The organism is Jiella avicenniae (genome assembly GCF_021390325.1).
Lineage (GTDB): Bacteria > Pseudomonadota > Alphaproteobacteria > Rhizobiales > Rhizobiaceae > Jiella > Jiella avicenniae.
Genome location: NZ_JAJUWU010000020.1, coordinates 87,540 through 113,845, shown reverse-complemented (window position 1 = coordinate 113,845; position 26,306 = coordinate 87,540). Strand labels below are relative to the sequence as shown.

At 67.1% G+C, this 26,306-nt stretch carries 22 protein-coding genes; 2 read left to right on the top strand and 20 right to left on the bottom strand.

Annotation, left to right across the window (positions count from 1 at the left end; all coding sequences use genetic code 11):
- Window positions 1–400: 400 nt before the first annotated feature.
- The 12 genes from LZD57_RS19005 to LZD57_RS18950 form a co-directional block, all read right to left on the bottom strand.
- Entirely contained in the window at window positions 401–1,705 is a 1,305-nt protein-coding gene (locus LZD57_RS19005; RefSeq protein WP_233721157.1) for a M23 family metallopeptidase, read from the bottom strand.
- Between the two features lie 161 nt (window positions 1,706–1,866).
- The gene (locus LZD57_RS19000; protein ID WP_233721156.1) at window positions 1,867–2,520 is read right to left on the bottom strand and encodes an rRNA adenine N-6-methyltransferase family protein; all 654 of its coding nucleotides are present in this window, start codon (window positions 2,518–2,520) and stop codon (window positions 1,867–1,869) included.
- Window positions 2,517–3,272 carry a 5'/3'-nucleotidase SurE gene (surE, locus tag LZD57_RS18995; protein WP_233721155.1) on the bottom strand — a complete coding sequence of 252 codons (756 nt, stop codon included), beginning with the start codon at window positions 3,270–3,272 and terminating at the stop codon, window positions 2,517–2,519. The genes LZD57_RS19000 and surE overlap by 4 nt, the downstream gene beginning before the upstream one ends.
- Before the next feature lie 3 nt (window positions 3,273–3,275).
- Entirely contained in the window at window positions 3,276–4,556 is a 1,281-nt protein-coding gene (gene serS / locus LZD57_RS18990) for a serine--tRNA ligase (RefSeq protein ID WP_233721154.1), read from the bottom strand.
- A 46-nt stretch (window positions 4,557–4,602) separates the two neighbouring features.
- Window positions 4,603–5,421 (bottom strand): twin-arginine translocase subunit TatC, encoded by an 819-nt coding sequence (tatC, locus tag LZD57_RS18985; RefSeq protein WP_233721153.1) that lies wholly within the window; start codon window positions 5,419–5,421, stop codon window positions 4,603–4,605.
- Window positions 5,418–5,918, bottom strand: coding sequence for a Sec-independent protein translocase protein TatB (gene tatB / locus LZD57_RS18980; protein WP_233721152.1), 501 nt, complete (start codon window positions 5,916–5,918; stop codon window positions 5,418–5,420). Before tatB ends, tatC begins: the two co-directional genes overlap by 4 nt.
- A 100-nt stretch (window positions 5,919–6,018) precedes the next feature.
- A complete protein-coding gene (locus LZD57_RS18975; protein ID WP_233721151.1) occupies window positions 6,019–6,252 on the bottom strand; it encodes a twin-arginine translocase TatA/TatE family subunit in 234 nt (77 codons plus the stop codon).
- Between the two features lie 42 nt (window positions 6,253–6,294).
- A complete protein-coding gene (locus LZD57_RS18970) occupies window positions 6,295–7,419 on the bottom strand; it encodes an ABC transporter ATP-binding protein (protein ID WP_233721150.1) in 1,125 nt (374 codons plus the stop codon).
- Window positions 7,420–7,591: 172 nt separating this feature from the next.
- Window positions 7,592–8,614, bottom strand: a complete 1,023-nt coding sequence (gene nagZ, locus LZD57_RS18965; protein WP_233721149.1) for a beta-N-acetylhexosaminidase — start codon at window positions 8,612–8,614, stop codon at window positions 7,592–7,594.
- A gap of 140 nt (window positions 8,615–8,754) precedes the next feature.
- Complete coding sequence (locus LZD57_RS18960) at window positions 8,755–10,353, bottom strand: SPOR domain-containing protein (protein WP_233721148.1); 1,599 nt, start codon at window positions 10,351–10,353, stop codon at window positions 8,755–8,757.
- Window positions 10,354–11,350: 997 nt separating this feature from the next.
- Complete coding sequence (gene argS, locus LZD57_RS18955; RefSeq protein WP_233721147.1) at window positions 11,351–13,096, bottom strand: arginine--tRNA ligase; 1,746 nt, start codon at window positions 13,094–13,096, stop codon at window positions 11,351–11,353.
- Window positions 13,097–13,276: 180 nt separating this feature from the next.
- Window positions 13,277–14,488, bottom strand: a complete 1,212-nt coding sequence (locus tag LZD57_RS18950; RefSeq protein WP_233721146.1) for a deoxyguanosinetriphosphate triphosphohydrolase — start codon at window positions 14,486–14,488, stop codon at window positions 13,277–13,279.
- Window positions 14,489–14,608: 120 nt separating this feature from the next.
- Here LZD57_RS18950 and erpA point away from each other — a divergent pair, with 120 nt between their 5' ends.
- Both erpA and xth read left to right on the top strand, forming a co-directional pair.
- Entirely contained in the window at window positions 14,609–14,950 is a 342-nt protein-coding gene (gene erpA / locus LZD57_RS18945; RefSeq protein ID WP_233721145.1) for an iron-sulfur cluster insertion protein ErpA, read from the top strand.
- 10 nt (window positions 14,951–14,960) lie between these two features.
- On the top strand, window positions 14,961–15,743 hold the full coding sequence (xth, locus tag LZD57_RS18940) for an exodeoxyribonuclease III (protein ID WP_233721144.1): 783 nt from the start codon (window positions 14,961–14,963) through the stop codon (window positions 15,741–15,743).
- Window positions 15,744–15,753: 10 nt separating this feature from the next.
- Here the strand turns inward: xth and LZD57_RS18935 are convergent, their stop codons facing one another.
- The 8 genes from LZD57_RS18935 to murD all read right to left on the bottom strand — a co-directional run bounded on the left by LZD57_RS18935 (window position 15,754) and on the right by murD (window position 26,299).
- Window positions 15,754–16,593 carry a tetratricopeptide repeat protein gene (locus tag LZD57_RS18935; protein ID WP_233721143.1) on the bottom strand — a complete coding sequence of 280 codons (840 nt, stop codon included), beginning with the start codon at window positions 16,591–16,593 and terminating at the stop codon, window positions 15,754–15,756.
- Window positions 16,580–18,304, bottom strand: coding sequence for a dihydroxy-acid dehydratase (gene ilvD / locus LZD57_RS18930; RefSeq protein WP_233721142.1), 1,725 nt, complete (start codon window positions 18,302–18,304; stop codon window positions 16,580–16,582). The genes LZD57_RS18935 and ilvD overlap by 14 nt, the downstream gene beginning before the upstream one ends.
- 288 nt (window positions 18,305–18,592) lie before the next feature.
- Window positions 18,593–20,017 (bottom strand): long-chain fatty acid transporter, encoded by a 1,425-nt coding sequence (locus tag LZD57_RS18925; RefSeq protein WP_233721141.1) that lies wholly within the window; start codon window positions 20,015–20,017, stop codon window positions 18,593–18,595.
- A gap of 470 nt (window positions 20,018–20,487) precedes the next feature.
- Window positions 20,488–21,915 (bottom strand): UDP-N-acetylmuramate--L-alanine ligase, encoded by a 1,428-nt coding sequence (murC, locus tag LZD57_RS18920; RefSeq protein WP_233721140.1) that lies wholly within the window; start codon window positions 21,913–21,915, stop codon window positions 20,488–20,490.
- Between the two features lie 27 nt (window positions 21,916–21,942).
- Window positions 21,943–23,043 (bottom strand): undecaprenyldiphospho-muramoylpentapeptide beta-N-acetylglucosaminyltransferase, encoded by a 1,101-nt coding sequence (gene murG / locus LZD57_RS18915; RefSeq protein ID WP_233721139.1) that lies wholly within the window; start codon window positions 23,041–23,043, stop codon window positions 21,943–21,945.
- A 386-nt stretch (window positions 23,044–23,429) separates the two neighbouring features.
- Window positions 23,430–23,729 (bottom strand): hypothetical protein, encoded by a 300-nt coding sequence (locus tag LZD57_RS18910; protein WP_233721137.1) that lies wholly within the window; start codon window positions 23,727–23,729, stop codon window positions 23,430–23,432.
- A gap of 3 nt (window positions 23,730–23,732) precedes the next feature.
- Window positions 23,733–24,890: a putative lipid II flippase FtsW gene (ftsW, locus tag LZD57_RS18905; protein WP_420844834.1), complete on the bottom strand. Its 1,158-nt coding sequence runs from the start codon at window positions 24,888–24,890 to the stop codon at window positions 23,733–23,735.
- Window positions 24,891–24,898: 8 nt separating this feature from the next.
- Window positions 24,899–26,299: a UDP-N-acetylmuramoyl-L-alanine--D-glutamate ligase gene (gene murD, locus LZD57_RS18900; RefSeq protein ID WP_233721135.1), complete on the bottom strand. Its 1,401-nt coding sequence runs from the start codon at window positions 26,297–26,299 to the stop codon at window positions 24,899–24,901.
- Window positions 26,300–26,306: the final 7 nt, after the last annotated feature.

Sequence of the window (26,306 nt, the reverse complement as noted above, 5' to 3'; positions counted from 1 at the left end):
TGCCGGCAGGCAGAGGGGGTGACCTCGCGCCGGACTGCTCGACGATGCCGCGTCGACCCCCTCTGGGTTGCCACCCATCTCCCCCGCAAGGGGGGAGATCGAAGCGTCGCCGCTGGCACATGCCTTCGAGCGTTCGCCCCGGCCGGGAGTTCCAGGACCCCTGGGTGATCGCTCGAGGGTCGGCGGGACGCACGACGCGCCATCGCCTACACTCGCGGCGAGGCCGCGGACGCGGCGTCGCGAGAGACGAGTGCCGGAACGAGCAACCCGACCGCGAGATTTTCTCTCGCGATCGGGTTCCGTCACGCCTGGAGGTCGGCGAGCGACGCTTGGTCGGACGTGGGCATCCGGGAAGCGATGAGGTCCGGCGGCGATCCGTCGCCGCCGGAAGGCGCAGCGCCTACTGCAGATATTTGGTCGGGTCGACCGGCGAGGAATTCTTGCGCACTTCGAAGTGCAGCATCGGCACGTCGGCATCGCCGCTCATGCCGGACTGGGCGATGACTTCGCCGCGTCTGACGTCTTCGCCCTTCTTGACCTTCAGCGCATCGGCATGGCCGTAGACGGTGATGAGGCCGTTGTCGTGCTTGACCAGAACGGTGTTGCCGAACTCCTTGAGCCCGTCGCCGGCGTAGATGACGACGCCGTTCTCGGCAGCCTTGATCGGCGTCCCGCGCGGCACGGAGATGTTGACGCCGTCGTTGCGGCGACCGTCGACCTTCTCGCCGTAGCGATTGATGACGCGCCCCTGCACCGGCCAGCGGAACTGCGAGATGCCGGTGGAGTTTGGCGCAACCGCCGCGACTTCGCGTTCGGCCGCCTTCTGGACGGAACCGGTCGGCGCCGGATCGACGCTCTGAGACGCCGACGCGATGCGGCCGCTCTTTTCCGCGACTGCCGGCTTCGGCTCCGCTGGGACTTCTGCGATCTTCGTCGTCTCGCTCGGCTTCGCGGCAGCAGCCGGCGAAGGCTTCGCAGCGGCGACCTCCTGCTTCTTCGCCTCGGGCATCTTGCCGCCCGCCGGAATCATCAGGGTCTGGCCGAGGCGAATCACGTCGGAGTCGAGATTGTTGGCACGGCGGATCGCGTCGGCCGAAACGCCGGACCGGCGCGCGATGCCGTTGAGCGTGTCACCGGAGGCGACCGTGACCGTGCCGGCGGCGGCGGCAGGCGACCTGTCGCTGCGCGTGGCGGCCGCGCTGCGGCTCTCGTTCATCGGGCGCGGCTGGGGCGTGGCGAGGCTCTTCGCCTGCTGCTGGAGGGTCGTCGGCGGCGCTCCGCGGCTCGCGGGGACCTGCGAGGAGGCCGCGGCGGGCTCCATGCGGCCGGCGCTCGCCTGAGCCGAGCGGACCGGCTGCGGCGCGCTGACGGCGTAGCTCGGCTCGCTGCGGACCGGCTCCGGCTGGCTGCGGTAGGACGGCTCGGGCGGCGGCGGCAACTGGCTGCGCTGCATCGAAGAATTGCCGGCGGGATAGGCCGAGGGCTGCGGGCTCGAGACGTAGCCGCCGCCGGGCGAAGCCGGAGCGATGGCGCCGGTCGCCATGCCGTCGATCTGCCCCGGATAGGGCTGCGACGCCGGAACCTGCTGCGGCGGAACGGACGTGGGAACGGAACCGGTATAGAAGCCGTCGTCGAAGCGCACGACGTCTCCGCTGCAGCCAGCGAACAGGCCGGCCATCGCAACGGCGGCAACGGAACCGAACATGCGTCGGCGCGAACGACTCAACACAGGTAAGCGCATCACAGTCCCTTTATCGAAAGCGTATTTCTCGAGGACTATTGAAGCGCGTTAATCTTACTGCCCGGTTAAGTGCGTTGACCAAAAGGTGAAATTTCCAGGACCGGCCGCCCATCGAGGCGCCCCGATCACAGCACGTCGGCCTTGCCGAAGGCGATCGCCTGATAGCGCACCGGGCCGATGTCCTGCCGCTCGAAGCGGCTGCCGATCTTCCTGAGCCGCACCAGCATCTGTTCGCCGTCGCCGGGACCGATCGCGCAGATCAGCGCCCCGTGCGGCGCGAGCTGGTCGAGAAACTGCTTGGGCGGGGCCGGAAAGGCGCTGTGGATGACGACGCGGTGATACGGGCTGCCGCTGGCGAAGCCGTCGCGCCCGTCCTCGAAGATCGGCGTGACGTTGGCGATGCCGATGTCGCGGAAGCGTTGCGAGGCGGCCTTGAGCAGCCGCCGATAGCGCTCGAAGGTGGTGACGTGACCGACGATCCGCGCCAGCAGCGCCGTGACGTAGCCGCTGCCGGTGCCGACCTCCAGGATGCGCTGCTCCGCCTCCGGCTCCAGCGCGGCGGCGATTCGCACCGCGGCCAGGGCGCCCGGCATGGTCTCGCCGCAGGCGATCGGCGCCGTGCGGTCCTCGAAGGGATTGTCGATGCCGGACGGCAGGAACAGCCGCCGGGGAACGGTCTCGACCGCCTTCAGAATCGCCGGCGAAACGCCCGGCTCGCCCCTGAGACGCACCAGGAATTCGGCGAGCCTCTCGCGATCCTGCCCCTCCGCCGACGTCATCGCAGCGCTTCGACCAGGCTGGCGCGCAGTGCCTCGGCCGTGAGGTCGAGCTGCAGCGGCGTGACCGAGATCATCCCGGCACTGAGGGCGGCGATGTCCGATTCGGCGACGTCAGGGCCCGCCTGGCGGCCGAACTTCAGCCAGAAATACGGAAAGCCCCGGCCGTCCTTCCGCTCTTCGATGCCGAGCGAATAGTCCAGCTTGCCCTGACGCGTCACGGCGATGCCCTCGACGGCGTCGGCCGGGACGGCCGGGAAGTTGACGTTGAGGAGATGGCCCGCCGGCAGATCGAAGGCGGCGAGCCTGTCGATGACCCGGGCCGCATGGGTCTCCGCCGTGTTCCACAGCGCGTCGCGTCCGGCGCCGGGAGCAAACGCCTGGCTGAGGGCGATGGAGCGGATGCCGAGCATCATGCCCTCCATCGCGCCGGCGACGGTGCCCGAATAGCTGACGTCCTCGCAGATGTTCTGTCCGGCGTTAATGCCGGACAGGACGAGATCGGGCAGCCCGTCCATCACCTTGCGCACCGCCATGATGACGCAGTCGGTGGGCGTGCCGCGCACGGCGAAGCGCTTCTCGCCGACCTTGCGCAGCCGCAGCGGCGAGGACAAAGTCAGCGAATGCGACAGGCCGCTCTGGTCGGTCTCGGGGGCGACCGTCCAGACGTCGTCCGACAGGCTGTGGGCGACGCGTTCCAGAACGGCGAGGCCCTCGGCGTCGATGCCGTCGTCATTGGTCAGGAGGATCCGCATGTCTCAGGCCACCGCGAGCTTTTCGAGACCGCCCATATAGGGCCTGAGCGCTTCCGGCACGGTGATCGAGCCGTCCTCGTTCTGATAGTTCTCCATCACCGCGATGAGAGCGCGGCCGACGGCGACGCCCGAGCCGTTCAGCGTATGGACGAAGCGCTGCGCTTTCTCGCCGGCGAGTTTATAGCGAGCGTTCATCCGCCGGGCCTGGAAGTCGCCGCAGACCGAACAGCTGGAAATCTCGCGATAGGTGCCCTGCCCGGGCAACCAGACCTCGATGTCGTAGGTCTTGCGGGCGCCGAAGCCCATGTCGCCGGTGCACAGAGTGACGACCCGATAAGTGAGACCGAGGCGTTTCAGAACCTCCTCGGCGCAGGCGGTCATCCGCTCGTGCTCCTCGATGGAGGTCTCCTCGTCGGTGATCGACACGAGCTCGACCTTGTAGAACTGGTGCTGGCGCAGCATGCCGCGCTGGTCGCGGCCCGCGGCCCCGGCTTCCGAGCGGAAACAGGGCGTCAGCGCGGTGACGCGGATCGGCAGCTCGGCCGCGTCGAGGGTGCGCTCGCGCACCAGATTGGTGAGCGGCACCTCGGCGGTCGGGATCAGCCAGCGCCCCTCGGTGGTGTGGAAGAGGTCCTCGGCGAATTTCGGCAGCTGGTTGGTGCCGAACAGCGCCTCGTCGCGCACCAAGAGCGGCACCGCCGTCTCGGCATAACCGTGCTCGGTGGTATGAAGGTCGAGCATGAACTGGCCGAGCGCCCGCTCGAGCCTCGCCAGTTGGCCCTTGAGAATGGTGAAGCGCGAGCCGGAGATCTTCGCCGCCTGCTCGAATTCCATCATGCCGAGGGCTTCGCCGAGCTCGAAATGCTCCTTGGCCTCGAAGGCGAAGCGCGGCGGCTCGTCGACCCGGCGGATCTCGACGTTGTCGGCCTCGTCGCGGCCGACGGGAACGTCGTCGAGGGGAAGGTTGGGAATGCGCGCCAGGACGTCTTCGAGATCGGCATCGATGCGCCGCTCGGTCTCCTCGCCGTCCTGGATCTCGGCCTTGAGCTTGCCGACCTCCTCGATCAGCGCCTCGGCCCTGGCGTTGTCGCCGGACCCCTTGGCCTTACCGATTTCCTTCGAGGCTTCGTTGCGGCGACCCTGCAGATCCTGGAGGACCTTCAGGTGATCGCGGCGGCGTTCGTCGAGCTTGATGAGGTCGATCGCCGCCGGCGGCGCTCCGCGCTTGGCGAGCGCTTCGTCCAGCTTGGCCGGATTGTCCCTGATCCACTTGATATCGAGCATGTTTCCCTCGTCAAAGGCGGCGAGGGAGAGCGACCGACAAACCCGCTCAGGCCTGCGTCGTGGCCTCGCTCTCGGACGACTGTTCCGCCCGCTTCTTCTCGATCATCCGCGCCGCCAGAATGGAAATCTCGTAGAGAATGATCGTCGGCAGGGCAAGGCCGATCTGGGACATCGGATCGGGCGGGGTCAGCACCGCAGCCGCGATGAACGCCAGCACGATCGCGTATTTCCGCTTCGATGCCAGCCCCGCGGACGAGGTCATCCCCGCCCTCACCAGCAGCGTCGCGACGACGGGGAGCTGGAAGACCAGGCCGAAGGCGAAGATCAGCGTCATGATCAGCGAGAGATATTCCGACACCCGCGGCAGGAGTTCGATCGTCGCCTCGCCGCCGCCGCCGGACTGCTGCATCGACAGGAAGAACCACATCACCATCGGGGTGAAGAAGTAGTAGACCAGCGCCGCACCCATCAGGAAGAGGAGCGGCGTCGCCACCAGATAGGGCAGGAACGCGCCCCGCTCGTTGCGATAGAGGCCCGGCGCGACGAAGCGGTAGATCTGCGTGGCGATGACCGGGAACGCCAGGAAGAAGCCGCCGAAGGCCGCGATCTTCACCTGAGTGAAGAAGAATTCCTGCGGGGCCGTGTAGATCAGCCGCACCTGCTCGCCGCTGAGGCCGGCCCAGTCCGTGGCGGTCTGATAGGGAATGACCAGAAAGTTGAAGATCGGCTTGGCGAAGTAGAAGCAGATCAGGAAGGCGACGAAAAAGCCGGCGATCGACCAGATCAGCCGCTTTCGCAATTCGATGAGATGATCGATGAGCGGCGCCGAAGACGCCTCGATCTCGCTGTCGTCCCGGGTGCTCACGCGACGTCCCTCGCCTTTTCGGCAGCTTCGGCCTTGGCATCGGACGCGGTGTCACCGCGCTGTTCGGCGCTGGAACTCTCGGACCCGCCACTCCCTGCCGGCTGCGCCTCGGCTTCGGCGGCGCCGTTCTTGATCGGCTCGCCCTCCGGTTTCGGCGTGTCGGACGGGCTCGGGACCTTCGGCTCCGGCGCGGCAGTCGCGCTGTTGAGCGAGGAGCGGATGTCGTCGCCGATCGCCTTCATCGGATTCATCGCCTCGCGGATCGAGCGACGCGGATCGAGCGAGCGGACGTCGTCGATGCCCTTGCGGACGTCGTCGAGCTCGGCTTCCTTCAAGGCATCGTCGAACTGACGGCGAAAGTCGCCGGCCATCGACCGGAACTGCTTCATCACGCGACCGAAGGTGCGCAACATTCCCGGCAGGTCTTTGGGGCCGACGACGACCACGAGGACCACCGCGATTACCAGAATTTCGGACCAGCCGAGATCGAACAGCACTACTGAACTGCCTGGGACGTCGCGACGGCGCGGCCGCCACGACTTCGAGGAAAGACCCGCCGGGTCCTATAGATCCCGGCGCAACCCGCGCGGAGCCGGATCAGCTCGCCGTCTTTTCGGTGTTCACGTCGCGCGAGACGACGTCGCCCTCGCGCTGGTCGAGCGTCCGGCGCTCGACCGTCTTGGGCTCGGTGTCCTCGTCGGACATGCCCTTCTTGAAGCTCTTGATGCCCTTCGCGACGTCGCCCATCAGCTCCGGGATCTTGCCGCGCCCGAACAGGAGCAGCACGACGGCCAGAACGATCAGCCAGTGCCAAATGCTGAAGCTACCCATACTCTTATCTCCCTCGAACGCGTTGATCGCAGTTCTTCGTAGCTAGCGATCCTCGGGTGTCTTTTCAAACACGATAACGTCCCGGGGATCAATGGAAACGACGACGTCGCGCCGATTTTCCGGAACGAGCCCCGCGCGCATTCGCGAGCGCAGCGGCTGGTCGAGCCCTTCGACGGCGACGGTGAACAGCTCCACGCCACCGAGAAACCGCCGCGCGACGACCCGGCCCTGGACCCCTCGGTCGCTTTCGTCGAGCCGCAGACCCGTCAGCCTCAGGGCCACGGTGACCGAAGTACCGTCAGATGATGGCGAATCGGCGACGGGACCGATCGGCGTGACGACCCGCCCGGATCGGACCTCGCCGTCGAGGACGTTCAGCTCGGAAAAGAATCCGGCGGCGAAGAGATTGGCTGGCTGGCCGTAGAGCTCCGCGGCGGTGCCGATCTGCACCAGGCGGCCGTCCTTGATCAGCGCGATGCGATCGCCGAGCCGCATCGCCTCTTCGGCATCGTGGGTGACGATGATCGCCGTGGCGCGGCTCTCTCTCAGGATCTGCAGCGTGTCGGTCCGCACGACGTCCTTCAGCCGGCTGTCGAGCCCGGAGAAGGGCTCGTCCATCAAGAGCACCGACGGCCGCGGCGTCAGGGCCCGCGCAAGGGCGACGCGCTGCTGCTCGCCGCCGGACAGCATGTGGGGATAGTTATGCGCCGCATGATCGAGCCCGACCCGTTCCAGCGCCGTCATCGCCTCACGCCTGGCCGCCGCGACGGAAAGCGCGTTGAGGCCGAAGCGGACGTTGTCGAGGATGGTCATGTGCGGAAACAGGGCGAAGTCCTGGAACATCAGGCCGACGCCCCGCTTTTCCGGCGTCACGAAGGTGTTCGGGCCGGCGATCTCGCGTCCGTTGAGGAGCAGCCTGCCGGCCATCTGGCGCTCGATGCCGGCGGCGATCCGCAGCATCGTGGTCTTGCCGGAGCCTGACGGTCCGAGAAGGCAGAGCACCTCTCCCGGCTTCGCCGCGAGGCTGATGCCGGAGAGGATTTCGGCCGAGCCGAAGCGATGGCTGACATTTTCGAAGGCGAGGCTCGCGGCGAAGCTGACGCCGGCGCTGGTGCGGCGCCGCGCATGATCGCCGGTCTGTGCCTCGGGAAAGGTTTCTGCGCCCACGTCTCGTCCACCGGCCCCTGGAAAACTGGCTGCGGGAATCCGCGCGGCGGCCCGATGCACCGTGGCAAGACGACGAAGAGCGAAGCCGGCGTTGCGCCGGCCGGGTCTTCGTGCGTCAGATCCCCTTCCTGCTGCCTAGCGGCTCGGCCGAGCCGGCGCAAGCCGGACCGTGCTAGCCGATCTCGGCCATGAGCGATGCGTATTCGCCGCGAAGCCCGTCGAGGTCGGCGGTCCCGGCCCCTTTCGCGATGACCGCCTCGCAGGCATCGGCCCTGCGCTTGGCATCACCGGCGAGCGGCTGGGCGGCGCGGGCGACCCGGCGCATCTCCTCCATCTCGCCGTTGCAGTGGAGGACGACGTCGCAGCCGGCCATCAGCGCTGCCGCCGAGAGATCGTAGAGGTCCCCCGAAAGCGCCTTCATCGACATGTCGTCGCTCATCAGCAGGCCGTCGAAGCCGATTTCCGTGCGGATGACCGAATCGATGACGATCCGCGACAGCGTCGCCGGAAAGGTCGGGTCGATGTCGGTGTAGAGAATGTGTGCCGTCATCGCGGCCGGCAGCGTGCCGAGCGCCCGGAACGGCACGAAATCCGTCTCCGCCAGCTCGTTGCGGGGCGTCGCGACGCGGGGCAGTTCGAGATGGCTGTCGGCATTGCCGCGACCGTGGCCGGGCACGTGCTTCATCACCGGCAGGACACCGCCGGCCATCGCCCCGTCGGCAACCGCGCGACCGAGCGTCGCGACGGTCTCGGGATCATGACCGTAAGCGCGGTCGCCGATCACCGAATGGGCACCCGGCACCGGAACGTCGAGACAGGGCACGCAGTCGGCATTGATGCCGTAGGCCATGACGTCGGCGGCCAGAAGTCGCCCCTGCAGCCAGGCCGCGCGCTCGCCCGCCTTCGGATCGACGGAGAACAGCCGCCCGATCTCGGCCGGCGTCGGATAGGCCGGCGCCAGCGGCGGACGGAGCCGGTTGATCCGGCCGCCCTCCTGATCGATGAAGATCGGCGTGGTGCTCCGCCCGCCGACCTCTTTCAGCCCGGCGACGAGATCCGCAAGCTGGCCCTTCGAGCCGATGTTGCGGGCAAAGAGGATGAAGCCCCAGGGCCGCTCCGCCTCGAAGAATCGCTTTTCCTCGGCGGAAAGCGTCTGGCCCAACGGTGCGGCGATATAGGCTTTCGAACCAGTCATCCTCGGTCTCGTCCTGAGGGAATCGGCGGTCGGGACGGAGCCGTCCCCGGCGTCCGCCCCGTCATCGGGTGTGAGGGAAGCAGGATCGTCTGCGACGAAGCGGGCGAGAAGCGCCGCCCCGCCGAGACCTGCGCCGGCGCCTAGCGCGAGACGAAGCAGCTGCCGCCGGCGGATTTCAGGTCGCCGCAAAGCGATACGCCTTCGGACTTGGAATCGACCGGGACCCGGACACGGTAATAGGTCCCCTTGCCCGGGATGTCGGCCGACTGGATGACGACGTTGCGGCCGGCAATCACGCTGCTGTAGCGCTGGCTGAGATTGCGCGAAGAGGCCTGCGCCGCATCCTGCGAGGGCTGCGACGAGATCTGCACGTAGTAGCCGTCGTGAGAAGGCGCGGCCGAAACGCTCGGCGCCGCCGGCTCGGGCTGCAGCGATGCGGTCTGCACCGGCTCCGGTTGCGGCGTCGCTGCCGCCGGCTGAGCGGGGTCGGCGGGAGCAGGCGCAGTTGCCGCCACCCGCGACGTTTCACCGTCGGCTCTCGGCCGCAGGGTCGGCACCGGCACGTTCGGCGCCGGAACGCCCGGCTCGTCGGTCGTGGCAGTCGTGGCGATCGCCGCATCCGCGCCCTGCTCGGCCGCGCCCGCCATCGTGTCTTCACCGGCGGCGGCAATCGCGCTCACCGTTTCGTTGGCGACGCCCTGGCCAGCCGGCGAGGTGCCGATCTCCCGCGCGGCGTCGAGCGGGCGGGCAGCCGCCTGGATCAGCGGGCCGCGATCGTCCTCGACGGCCTCGCCGACGACCAGCGTTCCATCCGGACGCACCGAATACGTCTTGGCGCGACGCGGAGAAAGCACCGAGATGGCCGAGGCTTCGCTGTAGGTGTCCGCGCTCTGCCCCGAGGCGTCCGCACTTTGCATCGGTTCCGCCGCATTGGCCGCGCCGACGCCGATCTCGACACCGGGAAGGTCGGAGATGGGGGCCTCCTCGCGCGGCAGGTCGATCGGCGTTTCCTCGGCGCTGACGAGCTGCTTCTGCTGGGGCGTCACGATCGCATCGCCGTCTTCGACGCGGCTGTAGACCATCTTGTTCTGGTTCGGGATCTCGCGCCCGCCGGGATTTTCGGGCTTGACCTTGACCGGATCCTGATCGGCGCGAACGATCAGCACCGAACCGTCGCCCGTCGTCCCCTGGCTTCCACCGAGGAAATAATACGCGCCGCCCGCCGCGAGCATGAGGGCGATGGCGCCGATGCCGGCCCCGACGAAGCTGCTGCGCGCCGCCGATCCACGCCCGGCGACGGCGGCCATCCGCCGCGTCGCCCGCATGTCCTCTTCGTCAAAAGAATCGTCGGCTTCGGGATCTTTGGCCGCACGGGTCGGCGCCTCGAATGCCGCAGGCCATTCCGGCGATTCTAAAGGAGCGTCGGTATCGACTGCCTGGGAGAAGGCGGCTTCGCGCGGTGCATCCTGCTTGATGGCGGCCAGCTCGCTGGCGATGAGTTCGTCGAAATCGTCGAAGATCCGCGCATCCGCACCGTCGTCGGCGACCGCCGGCTCGCGAGCCGGCGCGAAGGCTTCGGCGTGATGGAACGTCGCCTGCCGAGGGTTGGCAGGCTCCGACAGGCCGAGCAGGGCCTGCTCGAACTCCCGATCGAAATCGCCAGCCGGCTGGCCCGTCTTCGGCGCAGCGGCGGCAGCCGGGACTGCTGGAGCAGCGGCCGTCTTTGCGGGGGCGGGCATCGCAGCATTCGGCTGGGCAGCGACAGGGGCGGCGGCCGGCGCAGGCTCAGGCGCGGCCGGCTGCACGGCAGGAGCCGCGACTATTTCGGCGTTTTGCACCGGGGCCGGTTGAGCGGCGGGCTTCGCGGCAGGGGCAACCGCCGGCGCAGGCTTCGCGGCGACGGGCGCTGCCGGCGCAGGCCTCGGCGCGGCAGGCTGCTGCGGGACCGCCGGCTGATCGGCAGGTGCGGCGGCCTTTTCGGCGTTTTGATCGACCGCAGGCTTCGCGGCAGGGGTCGGCGTCGGCGCGGGTTTCGCGGCGACAGGCGCGGCCGGCGCAGGCTTCGGCGCGGCCGGATGCTGCGGGACCGCCGGCTGAGCGGCAGGCGCGGCTACCTTTTCGGCGATCTGAACGGGAGTCGGCTGAGCCGCAGGCTTTACGGCAGGGGCAGCCGCCGGCGCAGGTTTCGCGGCGACAGGCGCTGCCGGCGCGGGCTTCGGCGCGGCAGGCTGCTGCGCGACTGCCGGCTTCGCGACGGGTGCCGTCGCGGCATGGCCTCCCGAAGGTGAAGACCCAATGTCGGATGCGGCGAGATCGAGCGCGTCCGACAATTCCTGCGACAGCGCCGCATTCAGGGCGTTTTCGTCGAAGGCGTCGAAATCGTCAGAGGACTGAACGGGGCGAGCACCATCGGCGGTCACGTCCGGGACCGAAGGGGAGACAGGCGTAGCCGGGCCATTCGACGCGACGGGCTGGGGCTGCATCTGAGCCGGCTCGACGACGGTCGGCTCGACGCGATCATGGGGCGCTCCGCCCGAGGTCGGACCCGAGCCTTCGAGAATGCGCGCCAACTCTTCGAACGGGTCGTCGAGTTCGGCGTCGAACGACTGCCCGCCCTGACGGGCGGAACCGTTGTGGTCCCCCAGCGACATGTATATCCCCGCTCTTCCCCTCGTGGAGGTCCCTACCCCCACGGATTCGATGGCTAGGCGAGGAAATTGGCCAAAGCGTGATGAGCTAGCGCATTTCGTTCGGCGCATCGGCGCCGATCAGATCGAGACCGACGGACAGAACGGTCGCAACCGCTTTGACGAGTCCAAGCCTCGCTACCGACAGTTCTTGCTCATTCTGGTTAACAAACCGTAACTCGGGCATATCCTTTCCACGGTTGTACTGGGCGTGGAACGCCGCCGCGAGGTCATTGAGATAGAAGGCCAGCCGATGCGGCTCCTTGGCGTCGGCCGCCTGGCGGACGAGGCGGGGAAACTCGGCGAGCTTGCGCAGAAGGCCGATCTCCCCGACGTCGGTGAGGCCGTCCAGCGTGGCGACGTCGACCTCGGGCCAGGCGGGAATCGCGATGCCGCTCTCCTTCGCCTGGCGAAAGATCGCCGCCGTGCGGGCATGGGCGTATTGAACGTAGAAAACCGGATTGTCTTTCGACTGTTCGGTGACTTTCTTGAAATCGAAATCGAGCGGCGCGTCGCTCTTGCGATAGAGCATCATGAAGCGGACGGGATCACGCCCGACCTCCTCGACCACCTCGGCCAGGGTGACGAAGTCGCCGGAGCGCTTCGACATCTTCACCGGCTCGCCGTCGCGATAGAGCTTCACCAGCTGGCACAGCACGCAGTCGGCGATGGCCGAGCCGCCGGAGATCGCCCGGGCGACCGCCTCCAGCCGCTTGACGTAGCCGCCGTGGTCCGCGCCGAGGACATAGATCATCTCGGAAAAGCCGCGCTCGAACTTGTCGCGGAAATAGGCAACGTCGGCGGCGAAATAGGTGTAGGCGCCGCTCGACTTCACCAGCGGCCGGTCCTGATCGTCGCCGACTTCGGTGGAACGCAGGAGCGTCTGCTCGCGGTCTTCCCAGTCCTCGGGAAGCTGGCCCTTCGGGGGTGGCAGCGTGCCCTGGTAGACGAAGCCCTTGGACCGGAGATCGGCGATCGTCGCGGCGATCTTGCCGCCATCGCCTTCATGCAGCGTCCGCTCGGAGAAGAAGACGTCGTGCTCGACGCCGAGGAGCTTCAGGTCGGCCCGGATCATCGCCATCATCGCGTCGATCGCCCGGTCGCGGACGATCGGCAGCCACTCGGCTTCCTCCATCGTCGCGAGCCGATCGCCGAACTCCTCCGCAAGCGCCCGTCCGACGGGTACGAGATAGTCGCCGGGATAGAGCCCGGCGGGGATCTCGCCGATCTCTTCGCCCAGCGCCTCGCGGTACCGCAGGAAGGCGGACCGGGCGAGGACGGAGACCTGCTCGCCGGCGTCGTTGATGTAGTATTCCTTGGTCACCGCGTCGCCGGCGAAATCGAGCAGCCGGGCGATCACGTCGCCGACGACGGCGCCGCGGCAATGGCCGACATGCATCGGACCCGTCGGATTGGCGGAGACGTATTCGACATTGACCTTGCGGCCGGTGGCGGCGCCGCGGCCATAGTCCTGCCCCGCCTCGAGCAGCAGTTTCAGATGGGCCGTCCAGAAGGCCGGCTTTAGCGTCATGTTGATGAAGCCGGGGCCGGCGATGGCGACGCTGTCGACGTCCGGATCCCCGCGCAGACCCTCGGCGATCTTTTCGGCGAGGTCGCGCGGCTTCATGCCGAGCCCCTTGGCCAGCACCATCGCCGCATTGGTGGCGAGATCGCCATGGGCGGCATCGCGCGGCGGCTCGACCGCAAGCTTCGACAGATCGAGATCTTCGCCAGCGGGAACAAGCGGTTTCACCGCATTCTTCACCCGGTCTTCAAAGTCGGCAAAGATGTTCATCGATCGATTCTCCATGGGGCGGCCGGCGGAAGCGTTCGGGTGGCGAGACACGGCGAGAGGAAAGATCCCGGTGTCGTCGACGCGACCGGCCGCAGCGCTCGACGGGCCGTCGCGCCGCGCCGACCCTCGCATGCCGAGGGCCAGTCTCCGTTTATCCGCCGACCTGCCGAGGCCCGGCGGCTAGCGCAATTGCGGCACCGCGTCAAACAGGCGCTTATACTCGTCGATCGCGTAGGTGTCGGTCATGCCGGAGAGATAGTCGGCGATGCGCCGGGTCAGCCGCTCGTCGGACAGCGCCTCGACGCCCGTCGCCCAGTCCCGCGGCATCAGGTCCGGCCGTTCGCGAAACCGGTCGAACAGCGCCTCGACGACCGCCTCGGCCTCGCGCATCACCCGCATGACGCTTTCGCAGCGATAGACCCGCTCGAACAGAAAGCGCCGCGTCTGGTCGACGGCGACTTCCATGGCGGGCGAGAACCGGACGATCTGCCGCCCGGCATCGCGGACGTCGTCGGCGCTCCGGGGCTCGATCTCGGCCAGGCCCTTCGCCGTCTGCGAAATCACGTCCTCGACGAGGCGGGTGACATGGCGGCGCATGATCTCGTGGATCGTCCGGGACGGGTCGAGATCCGGGTATTTCCTGCGCACCTCGCGCAGGATCGATCCGGCCAGATCGAGGCCTTCGACGTCGGCGAGTTCGATCAGCCCGGCCCTCAGGCCGTCGTCGAGGTCGTGGGTGTTGTAGGCGACGTCGTCGGCGATCGCCGCCGCCTGGGCCTCGAGATCGGCAAAACGGTCGAGCCCGAGCGGCAGAAGCGCGTCGAAATCGAGGATCGGCCGGGGAACGGGACGAGAAGTCGCCGCATGCGGGCCGGTCAGCGGCCCGTTGTGCTTGACCAGCCCCTCGAGGGTCTCGAAGGCGAGATTCAAGCCGTCGAAATCGGCATAGCGACGCTCCAGCGTCGTGACGATCCGCAGCGACTGGGCATTGTGATCGAAGCCGCCGAAGGCCTTCATCTTGCGGTCGAGCGCCCGCTCGCCGGCGTGGCCGAAGGGCGTGTGGCCGAAGTCGTGGACGAGAGCGACGGCTTCCGTCAGGTCCTCGTCGAGCCCGAACGCCCGCGCCAGGGCCCGGGCGATCTGCGAGACCTCGATCGTGTGGGTCAGGCGGGTGCGGTAGGTGTCGCCCTCATAGGGCACGAAGACCTGGGTCTTGTGCTTCAGCCGGCGAAAGGCGGCGGAATGGACGATGCGGTCGCGGTCGCGCTGGAAGGGCGTCCGGGTCGGGCTCGCCGATTCGGCGACGAGGCGCCCGCGCGAGGCCGCCGGATCCTCCCCGAAGATCGCGCGGCCGAGCGGCACCGCCGGCCCGATGATCGAACGCTCCGTCATGACCCTGGTTCGCCTCCCTGCCCCGTCTTGGCGATTGACCGGCCATGCCGGCATCCATAACTAATGGGTCTGAAGCAAACAAGGAGCGGCGCAAGGCGGAAGCGCGGCGTCGTCGATCAGATGAGCGAGACACTCTCCCAGCCGGTCACCCTCTCCGACAGTGCGGTCCGGCGCATATCCGCGATCCTGTCGAAGACCGGAGGCGATCAGAGCCTGCGCATCTCCGTCGAAGGCGGCGGCTGCTCGGGCTTTTCCTACAAATACGATCTGACCGGCGAGCGCGAGGCCGACGATCTGACGATCGAACGGGACGGCGCGCGCGTCGTCGTCGATCCGGTGTCGCTGGTCTATCTGGAAGGCTCGGTGGTCGATTTCGTCGACGACCTGATGGGCCAGTCCTTCCAGATCCGCAATCCGAACGCCGTCGCCTCCTGCGGCTGCGGCACGTCCTTCTCGATCTGACCGCGCCCGGATGCTGATCGCCACCTGGAACATCAACGGCGTCAAGGCCCGCCTCGACGCCCTTCTCGCCTGGCTCGAAGCCGCCTCGCCGGACATCGTCGGTCTCCAGGAGATCAAGAGCGTCGACGAGACCTTTCCGCGGGCGGCGATCGAGGCGCTCGGCTACCACGTCGAGACCCACGGCCAGAAGGGCTTCAACGGCGTCGCGCTACTCTCCAGGAGCAAGCCCACCTCCGTCCTCCGCGGCCTTCCCGGCAACGATGCCGACGATCATGCGCGCTACATCGAAGGGCTCTGGGAGATCGGCGGCAGGCGCCTGCGCGTCGCTTCCATCTATCTGCCGAACGGCAATCCGCTGGGCACCGAGAAGTTCGCCTACAAGCTCGCCTGGATGGAGCGGCTGATCGCCCATGCGGCGGCGCTGCTCGCCGAAGAAGACGATCTCGTCCTCGCCGGCGACTACAACGTCATCCCGATGCCCATCGACGTCGCGAATCCGCAGGCCTGGCTCGGCGATGCGCTGTTTCAGCCGGAGAGCCGCGGGGCGCTCCGCCGGCTGGTCAATCTCGGCCTCGCCGACGCCGTGCGGCTGACGACGGACGAGCCGAAGACCTATACGTTCTGGGACTATCAAGCCGGCGCCTGGCAGAAGAACAACGGCATCCGCATCGACCACCTCATGATCTCGCCCGAAGTGCAGGACCGGCTGGTCTCGGTCGGCATCGAGAAGCACGTCCGCGGCTGGGAAAAGCCGTCGGACCACGTCCCGGTGGTGATGGAGCTCCAAGCCTGAGGGAGCACCCTCAGTTCTTGGCGCTGACCACCGCCCCGGCCGCCGGCAGGACCTGCTGGTCGACATAGGCCTGGGCCTGACGCCGCACGTCCTCGCTGGCGACGGAGAACGTCTCTTCCTGCAGCGGGCGGATCCATTGCTGGTCGCTCGCGCCGGCGTCCTTCAGCGCCATCGTCAGCATGGCGAGGCCGCGCACCGGCTCGGGCCGGAGCGAGATCGTCTTGCCGTCGAAGAGCAGATAGCCGAGCAGCGCCTCGGCGCCGACATGGCCCTTTTCCGCCGCAAGGTTCAGCCATCTCGCCGCCTGACGGGGATTGGCGCGGCCTCCCTCGCCGTTGAGCAGCATCCGCCCGAGTTCGAACTGCGCCTTGGCGTCGCCGAAGAACGAAGCGGCGTGGAAATAGAACTGCCGCGCCCGCGGCAGGTCGACGGTGACGGGACTGTTGGCGATGCCGAGCCGCAGATAATCGGCCAGCGCGACGACGGCGCTGGCGACATAGGCGGCGTTGGAATAGTTGCCGGTCTCGTCGTCCTGATCGCGAACGATCTGCTCGAAGATCTTGAACGCCTCGTAGTCGTTCTCGGGCACGCCGTCGCCCTCGGCATACATCTTGCCGAGCTTCCAGCGGGCCCCCGGATGCCCCTTGTCGGCGGCGTAGCGCAGGGCCTCGAAGGCCTCGAGCTTTTCGCCGCGCTGATAGGCCTTGAAGCCGAAGGAGAACAGCTCCAGCGGCCCGGCATCGGGATTGACCTGGGCGTCCGGATCGAGCGCCAGGGCGCCCTGGCCGACGGACAGCAGCGCTGCCGAGGCCAGGGCGAGAGCCAGAAGACGTCCCTTAAATGTCTGCATAGCAGTGCTTTTCCGCAGTGCCGCCCGGATGGGTCACCGCACCCTTGCGGGCCGTGCCGACCTGCTGCGCATATTTCCAGATGGCGCCCGTGGGATACTCGGTCTCGCGCGGTGCCCAGTCGGCCCTGCGCCGCTCGAACTCCTCGGCGCTGACGTCGACCGAAATCTCGCCCGTGGTGGCATCGAGGGTGATCATGTCACCGTCCCGGACCAGGGCGATCGGGCCGCCCACCGCCGCTTCGGGGCCGACATGGCCGATGCAGAAGCCGCGGGTGGCGCCAGAAAACCGGCCATCGGTGATCAGCGCGACCTTGTCGCCCATGCCCTGGCCATAGAGCGCCGCGGTGGTCGAGAGCATCTCGCGCATGCCGGGGCCGCCCTTCGGCCCTTCGTAGCGGATCACCAGCACCTCGCCTTCCCGGTATTCGCGCTTGTCGACGCAGCGGAAGCATTCTTCCTCGTCGTCGAAGACGCGGGCCGGGCCGACGAAGCGCAGGTTCTTCAGACCCGCGACCTTCACGATGGCACCGTCGGGCGCGAGATTGCCGCGGAGGGAAACCACGCCGCCGGTCGGCGAAATGGGGTTGGAGGTCGGACGCACCACGTCCTGCTCCTCGTTCCATTTCACGTTGGCGAGGTTTTCGGCGACGGTCTTGCCGGTGACGGTCATGCAGTCGCCATGCAGGAAGCCCCCTTCGAGCAGCGCCTTCATCACCAGCGGAATGCCGCCAGCCTCGAACAGGTCCTTGGCAACGTATTTGCCGCCGGGCTTCAGGTCGCCGATATAGGGCGTCTTGCGGAAGATCTCGCCGACGTCGAACAGATCGAACTCGATGCCGGCCTCGTGCGCCATCGCCGGCAGATGCAGCGCCGCATTGGTCGAGCCGCCGGTCGCGGCGACCGTCATCGCGGCGTTTTCGAAGGCCTTGCGGGTGACGATGTCGCGCGGGCGGAGGTTCTGTTCCAACAGAACCATCACCTGCTCGCCGGCCATGGAGCAGAAGGCGTCGCGGATCTCGTAGGGTGCCGGCGCCCCGCAGCTGTAGGGCAGCGCGAGGCCGATCGCCTCGGCGACCATCGCCATGGTGTTGGCGGTGTACTGGCCGCCGCAGGAGCCCGCCGACGGACAGGCGACGCGCTCCATCTCGTCCAGCGTCACGTCGTCCATCTTGCCGACCGAATGCAGGCCGACGGCCTCGAAGAGGTCCTGGACGACGATGTCGCGCCCCTTGTAGCGGCCCGGCAGGATGGAGCCGCCATAGATGAAGATCGACGGCACGTTCAGCCGGATCATCGACATCATCATGCCCGGCAGGCTCTTGTCGCAGCCGGCCATGGCCACCATCGCGTCATAGGAATGGCCACGCATCGTCAGCTCGACCGAATCGGCGATGACGTCGCGGCTGGCGAGGGAGGACTTCATGCCGGCATGGCCCATGGCGATGCCGTCGGTGACGGTGATGGTGGCGAATTCGCGCGGCGTGCCGCGATTGGCGGCGACGCCCTTCTTGACCGCCTGGGCCTGGCGCTGCAGCGAGATGTTGCACGGCGCGGCCTCGTTCCAGGCCGTCGCGACGCCGACCAGCGGCTGGTGAATTTGCTTGTCCGTCAGACCCATGGCGTAGAGGTAGGAGCGATGCGGCGCGCGCTCCGGCCCTTCGGTCACATGGCGGCTCGGCAGCCGCGATTTGTCGATCGATTTGACGTCCATGTCTTCCCCCTCGTCTTTCAGCCGATTCCTCCGGCGAGACGTCGGCCAGCATCGGGTGACGGCGTTTTGTGGCGGCAACGGGGCGCCAAAGCCGTCTCCCCGACTATAGCCGGTGCAGCGTTGCAATAGTGTTGCACCCAAAGCACACGGGAATTTTCGCGAAAAACCGCCGGAACCTTTTGCTCTACAACGAAAAAAGACGCGCCGGGACGGCGCGCCTTGCATGTGTGGCAGACCCGCCACATCGACGGGGATCAGACCCGGCCGGTGCGGGATGCGCGCCTCGGTTCAGAAGGTCAGTCTGAACGACGCGTTGACGCCGTAAACCATGTCGTCGCCGACCGTCGCATCGTAGTAGCTGTCCTGCGACGTCGACTGGTCGCCGTTCGTCCAGTAGCCGACGACACCACCGAAGCGCAGCTCGGCCATCTTGTTGGCCTTGAACGAGACGCCGCCGGAGAGCGTGTAGAGATCGGTGTAGGTGGTTTCCGCGCCCGTGGAGACGCCGCTGTCGAAGCCGACCGCCACGGCCGCGGAGATCTGGTCGTTGAAGGCGTGGCCGACGCCGATCTGGGCGGTGTAGCCGTCGCGCCAGTGATATGGCGCGAAGGAGGAAGAGGATATTCCCGCCGCAGCGTTCGAAATCGAGCTGACGCTCACCTCGTTGGTCGACCAATCGGTCCAGCGGAACGAGCCGAGCAGCAGCCAGCCGGGGGCGATGCCGGTCTGGGCCTTGATGTCGACGAATTGCGGGCTCGTCGCCTCGCTGAAGTAAGAATCCACCGGGATCACGGTGCCGGCCGGCAGCGTCTGGACGAGTGAATTGAGAATGGTGACCGTGCCATCCCCCTCGATCTCGTCGTGCTTCACCTCGGATCGGTACATCGCCTGAATCCGCAGGGCGTATTCCGGGATTTCGTAGGCGGCGCCGATGCGGAAGCCGGCCTTGTAGCCACCGTCGCTCTCGACGTCGATGCGGCTGTTGACGACGGGAAAAGGCACACCCGGAGCGATATAAGTCGTACCGAGGCTCGTTCCCTCGAAGTGGAAGTCCTCGACGAAGACGCCACCGAGGAGGCTGTAGCGGCCCGACTCGGCCTGATAGCTGACGCGGCAGGTAAGTCCGAGTTCCTGCGAGTCGAACGCCAGCCGCTGGGTCCGGGAGACCGATGACGCCGTCGTGAAATTCGTTCGATCGGCCGTCGACGTGCTCTGCGTGGAACTGACCTGCATCGGCAGCGCGCCGCCCGGTGCGCCGGAATAGTCGGCCTCGGCGGCAAAGGATTCGGTCGCGGTCGCAGCGCAGCCGAACACGTCATTGCCGAGGGAGATCGCATAGTTGGGGATCAGATAATCGCCGGTATAATTATCGAAGTCGCCGTCTTGCCCGTCGATCGACGTGAAGCCGCGCCGCGGATCGATGTAAGTCAGGCTGGCGCGCGTGTTCACAGTGCCGGGCTCGAAGAGAATGTCGGTATCGGCGGTGCCGCGCTGGAACCCGCCGGCGAGCGCCGAAGTGCTGGACGCTGCCACGAGGACGAGCGCGATCGACATGTTTTTGCGATGAATTGGCATTGGTTCCCCCCCCACTCTTCCGACGCCCGGCCGCTTTCGGCTTTGCATGGCGTCATCCAATCCATCCAGCCTAGTGCAAAACTGTCCGACTGCACATATGCAACAGAGGGCGAACTTAACTTCGCTCTTCTTCTCCACTCCAAATCTAACGTTATTATCGGAGTTTTATACTCGGCATTTGAAAGTTTTCAATGGACGCGTTATTTCCGGCGCGGTGGTCGCAGCGTAACGGGACGCGGCGGGACGGGGCTTGCGGGATGCAATTCCGCGCGCGGCGTGGCGGAAATGTGACAGAATTCGGGGCTTACGAATACGTCAACGGCAGTGCGTCGAGTATTCTCTATCAACCCGCAACCAAACATCAAAAACGTCTTGCCTGACGATTACGTCAACGTCACTGTCCAGTTGGAGCTTCGACCGTTGGAGTCGGGCGGACGGCCCGGCCCCCGGCGACCCTCAACCGGACAGAGTTCGGTCGGTCGATCGCCAGGTCTTCTTGGAGGGCGAGTAGAACCGTGCTGGATGTTGGCCGAGGACGGACACTTCGGCGTCCGGCAATCAGCCCGGCGCGCCACCCGGACGGCCGTCGCCGAGGCGCTCGGGGCACGTCATACCGAGCGACTCGGCTCGCCGAGCCCGAGCTTCTCGAGCTCCTTCGGCAACGCATAGGCCCAGCCGGTGATCGAGCCCGCTCCGAGGAAGACGATCATGTCCCCAGCCTCGGCGATCTGCTTGACGAGGGGTGCGATCTCCTCCGGGCCGTCGATCAGACGGGCATCGCGATGACCGCCGAGTTTCAGGCGCTCGACCAGGAGATCGGAGCTGACGAAGGGGATCGGCTCCTCACCGGCCGCATAGACCGGCGCGATGACCACCGTATCGGCGTCGTTGAAGCAGGAGGCGAAATCGGAAAACAGCGACTGCAGCCGCGAATAGCGATGCGGCTGCACGATGGCGACCACTCGCCCCGTCGCCGAGGCGCGGGCAGCGGCGAGCACCGCGCGAATTTCGACCGGGTGGTGGCCGTAGTCGTCGTAGACGGAAATGCCCCCCACCACGCCGGTCAGCGTGAAGCGACGCTTGACGCCGCCGAAGCCGGCGAGACCGGACCGGATGGCGTCGGCGGAAATGCCGAGACGATGGGCGACGGCGATCGCCGCCGTGGCGTTGGAGACGTTGTGGCGGCCTGGCATCGGCAGCTCCAGGTCGGCGATCCGCTCGGTCTTTCCGGTCACCCGGTCACGCAGAGTGACGTCGAAGACCGACTTTCCCGGCTCGAAACGGAGATTTTCGAACCGCACGTCGGCCTGCAGGTTCTCGCCATAGGTGATGACGCGACGGTCCTCGATCTCGCCGACGAGCGTCTGCACCTCCGGGTGGTCGAGACACATCACGGCGAAGCCGTAGAACGGCACGTTTTCGACGAAGGCGCGGAAGGCGGCGCGCACGGCGTCGAAGGTGCCGTAGTGATCGAGATGTTCGGGATCGATGTTGGTCACCACCGCCACGTCGGCCGGCAGCTTGAGGAAGGTGCCGTCGCTCTCGTCGGCCTCAACCACCATCCAGTCGCCGCCGCCCATCCGGGCATTGGTGCCGTAGGCGTTGATGATGCCGCCGTTGACGACGGTCGGATCCATGCCGCCGGCGTCGAGCAGCGTCGCCACCATCGAGGTGGTGGTGGTCTTGCCGTGGGTGCCGCCGATGGCGATCGCCTGGCGGAAGCGCATCAGCTCGGCGAGCATCTCCGCCCGCCGGACGATCGGCAGCAGCCGCTCGCGCGCCGCCGACAGCTCCGGATTGCTGCGCCGGATGGCGGTCGAGACGACCACCACCTCGGCGGTGCCGAGATTTTCCGCCGAATGACCGATTTGGACGGTGACGCCCTTTTCCCGCAGCCGCTGGACGTTGGCATTCTCGCTCTGGTCGGAGCCCTGGACCGTATAGCCGAGATTGACCAGCACCTCGGCAATCCCGCTCATGCCGATGCCGCCGATCCCGATGAAATGGACCGGCCCGATATTCGGCGGCATCTTCATGGCAGTTCCCTCAATCGCGTTGGCGTTTCAACGATTTTCGCTCACGCCGGGCATAGAGGCAACGAGGTCGGCGAGCAAGGCGGCGGCATTCGGCAGGCCCGTCGCCCGCGCGGCATCGGCCATTGCGGCGGCGCGCTGGCGATCCTCGGCGATGCTCTGGATGAGGCCGGCCAGACGCTCCGGCGTCAGCTCGGCCTGGGCCGCGACGATCGCTCCGCCGGCAGCCTCGATCTTGGCGGCATTGGCCGCCTGGTCGTGATCGAGGGCGTAGGGGAACGGCACCAGAATTGCGGGTCGGCCGATCACGGCGATCTCCGAGACGGTCGAGGCGCCCGAGCGGCTGACGACGAGATGGGCCGAGCCGATTCGCGCCGCCATGTCGGCAAAGAACGGCGAGACCTCGGCCGGGATGCCCCGCTCGGCATAGAAGGCGCGCACCCGAGCCTCGTCTTCCGCCCTCGCCTGCTGGGTCACCTTCAGCCGCGACCGAACCTCGTCCGGCAGGAGGGCGACGGCCTTCGGGATGGCATCGGAGAAGAACGCCGCGCCCTGGCTGCCGCCGAAGACCACCAGATCGAAGGTCTGGTCGGGTCCCGCCGGCTCGTAGACCGTCTTCGCCGCCTCGAGCACGGCCGGGCGGACCGGATTGCCGGTGACGGCGATCTTTGCCGCGATCTGGTCCGACGCCTTTTCCTGGGGAATGCCGGCAGCGATCCTGTCGACCCGCGGCGCGAGGAACCTGTTGGCCCGGCCCATCACCGCGTTCTGTTCGTGAATCACCGTCGGGCGGCCGGCTCGGATCGCCGCCATCAGCGGGGGCACCGTCGGATAGCCGCCGAAGCCGACGACCACGGCCGGGCGCAGCTTGCGGACCAATGCACCGGACTCGCGAAAGCCGCGCCACAGCGTCCACATCGACTTCATCACGGAGAAAGGGTTCTTCGAAGCGAAGGTCGCCGAGCGGACCCGGTGGACCTCCTTCACCGGAAAGCGCTCGGCGAAACGGCCGGCCCGCTCGTCGGTGACGAGTTCGACCGTGTAGCCGCGGGCGATCAGCTCGTGTGCGAGGGCTTCGGCGGGAAACAGATGGCCGCCGGTGCCGCCGGCGGCGAGAAGGATCGTGGTCATGGAAGCTCGTGAACGGGCGGATCGGGAAGGTTCTGGCATCAGTTACCGGATCGAGACGACAAACGGGACAAAAGGGCTGCGTTGGGCGAGACCTCTATCCGACGACGCGGCACGAAGGTTCGAGCTCCTGACAAGGCTGGATCGCAACGACGCACGAGAGCACGACGTGGCAGCGCGATCTCGTAGCAACGCATTGCGTCAGGGGCGCACCCAGGCAGCAGCGTGAAAACGGTGAGTGTCTAGTGATCCCTAGTGGAGTTCTTGCCGAGCCTTGGCTCGAGCATGGGCCTGCGCCGTGATCTTCCGAGAATCACGCAACACCAGTGCAGCGATCGCGACTGCGCCTATCGGCAGCAGCGAGGCCAATAAGATTGTCTCGACTACGCTCATCGGTCCAGCTCCTTCAGCGAGCTTTTCGCGACTTTATGTAGTCCGAAACTGAGGAGGAAGCAAAACGGCGCGAAAATTGCGGCAAAGACCAGGTCGCCGGAACTGAGAATGATCGACGTCGGGATCGTGAAGCCGCCGACGATGAAGACGCCGACCGCGATCCCGTTCATGTAGCCGGCCTGCAGCTTGATCTGCTCGCGCTCGCCTTCGGTCTTGTCCCGCGGGGACGGACCGACCGCCGTGTTTTGCTCCGGCTGCCGGTCCTCGCCATCGTCTGTCCCGTCATCGCCTGCCACCGATCACGTCGCCCCGTGCAGCACCCAGGTCCTGTGGACGAGCTTGTCGGTGAAGGAACGGTTCTCGGCCCGCTTGCGGGTGAGAGCGAGGATGAAACCGGCGGACATGGCGATTGCCAGCATCGAGGACCCGCCATAGGAGATGAAGGGCAGCGTCATGCCCTTGGCCGGCATCAGCTGCAGGTTCACCGCCATGTTGATGATCGACTGCAGGCCGAAGATGAAGACGAGGCCGCAGATCGACAGGCGCACGAACGGATCGCGCTGCTTCAGCGCCGTCGAGAGGCCGCGCAGGACGACGAAGGCGAAGAGCGTCGCCAGAACCATGCAGGCGACGATGCCGAATTCCTCGGCCAGCACCGAGAAGGCGAAGTCGGTGTGGCTGTCCGGCAGAAGCCGCTTCACCGTCCCCTCGCCCGGCCCCTGGCCGAGCCAGCCGCCGTTGAGGATCGCTTCGCGCGCCCGGTCGGTCTGGAAGGTGTCGCCCTCGCCGGTCCAGAACCGGTTGATGCGGCTCGCCACGTGGTCGAACATGAAATAGGCGCCCGCCGCGCCGGCAAGGCCGACGCCGCCGAGGAGCACGATCCACAGCCAGGAGAGGCCGGCCATGAAGACGAGGCCGCCCCAGGCGCCGGCGACCAGCATGGTCTGGCCGAGATCGGGCTGGGCGACGAGCAGCGCGGTGACGATGAGGAGCAGGATCATCGCATAGAGATTGCCCGGAACATCCGCCCGCTTGACCTTTTCGGCGAGCAGCCATGCGCAGATGACGATGAAGCAGGGCTTCATGAACTCAGACGGCTGGATGTTGAGCGGGCCGAAGTCGATCCAGCGCCGTGCGCCCTTGATCTCCGTTCCAAAGAACAGCGCCGCGATCATCAGGACGATCGCCCCGATGAGGATGAGGAACGAGGCCCGGCGCACGCCGCGCGGCGACAGCATCGAGGTCGCCATCATCACCAGCACGGAGGGGACGAGGAAGAGCGCGTGCCGCTTGACGAAATGGAACGGCTCGAGGCCGATGCGCTCGGCGACCGGCGGACTCGCCGCAAAGGACAGCATGAAGCCGGCGACCAGCAGGATCAGGAAGGCCGCGAGCAGCCACTTGTCGACGCTCCGCCACCAGTCCGTCAGGAGCGTCGCCGTCTCCCGTCCCGTCAATGCACTCATCATCCGGTCTCTCCGCGGATCTCCTCGACGTCCGGCAGGCCTGCCACCACCGCGCGGAAGGCATCGCCCCTGACCTCGAAATTCCGAAACTGGTCGAAGCTCGCACAGGCCGGAGACAGGAGAACCACGGCTTCCTCTCCGGCCGCCTTCGCATCGGCCGCCGCATGTTCGACGGCGACGGACAGTGTGCCAGAGATTTCGTAAGGAATTCGTTCACCAAGAGTGGCGGCGAAGGCGGGGGCCGCCTCGCCGATCAGATAAGCCTTGGCGATGCGCGGAAAGAACGGTTTGAGCGACGCGATGCCGCCTTCTTTCGGGAGGCCGCCGGCAATCCAGTAGATGCGCTGGAAGGCGGCGAGCGCCGGAGCCGCGGCATCGGCGTTGGTGGCCTTGGAATCGTTGACGAAGAGGACGGGACCGGAGCGGCCGACCTGTTCCATCCGATGGGCGAGGCCGGGAAAACTCGTCAGGCCCCGCGCGATGGTCTCGTCGTCGACACCGAGACGGGTGAGCGCGGCGACGGCGGCGGCGGCGTTCTGGGCATTGTGGCGCCCGCGCAGCGAGCCGATGGCGGACAGATCGAACCGCGCCTCGGCAAAGCCCCTCATCCGTCGGACGAGGCTCTTGCCGTCGAAGCCGACGCCGCCGTCGAGAGCGGCGGATTGCGAGATCCGCGTCACGTCCCTGCCGTCGGAGGCGAGGCCCTCGGCTATATGGCGGCAGGGCTCGGTGTCGATGCCGATCACAGCCATCTCGGCATTGGCGACGAGCCGGGCCTTGATCGCGGCGTAATTGCCCATGCTGCCGTGGCGGTCGAGATGGTCGGGCGACAGGTTGAGAAGGAGCCCGACGGTCGGCTCGATCGATGGCGCGAGATCGATCTGGTAGGACGAACACTCGACGACGTAATGACGCTCGGGCGTCGGCGGATCGAGGGTGAGGACGGCGACGCCGATGTTGCCGCCGAGCTGGGTATCCTTGCCGGCGACCTTCAGGCAGTGGGCGATCAGCGCCGTCGTCGTCGACTTGCCGTTGGTTCCGGTAATCGCGACGAAGGGTGCCGAGGGCGCGCGGATCCGCCGTTCGCGCGTGAAGAGTTCGATGTCGCCGACGACGGGCACCTGATGGACACGGGCGAGGTCGACGCTCCAGTGCGGTCTCGGATGGGTGAGCGGCACGCCCGGCGACAGGACCAGCGCGGACAGGCGCGTCCAGTCGGCGTTTCTGAGGTCTCCCGTCACGATGCCGGCCTCGGCCGCCTTTGCGACGCTGGCCGGATTGTCGTCGAAGGCGAGAACATCGGCCCCGCCGGCGACGAGAGCCTCGGCCGTGGCAAGACCCGACCCGCCGAGGCCGAAAAGGGCGACACGTTCACCGGCGAGACTGGTGACGGGGATCATCTCGTCT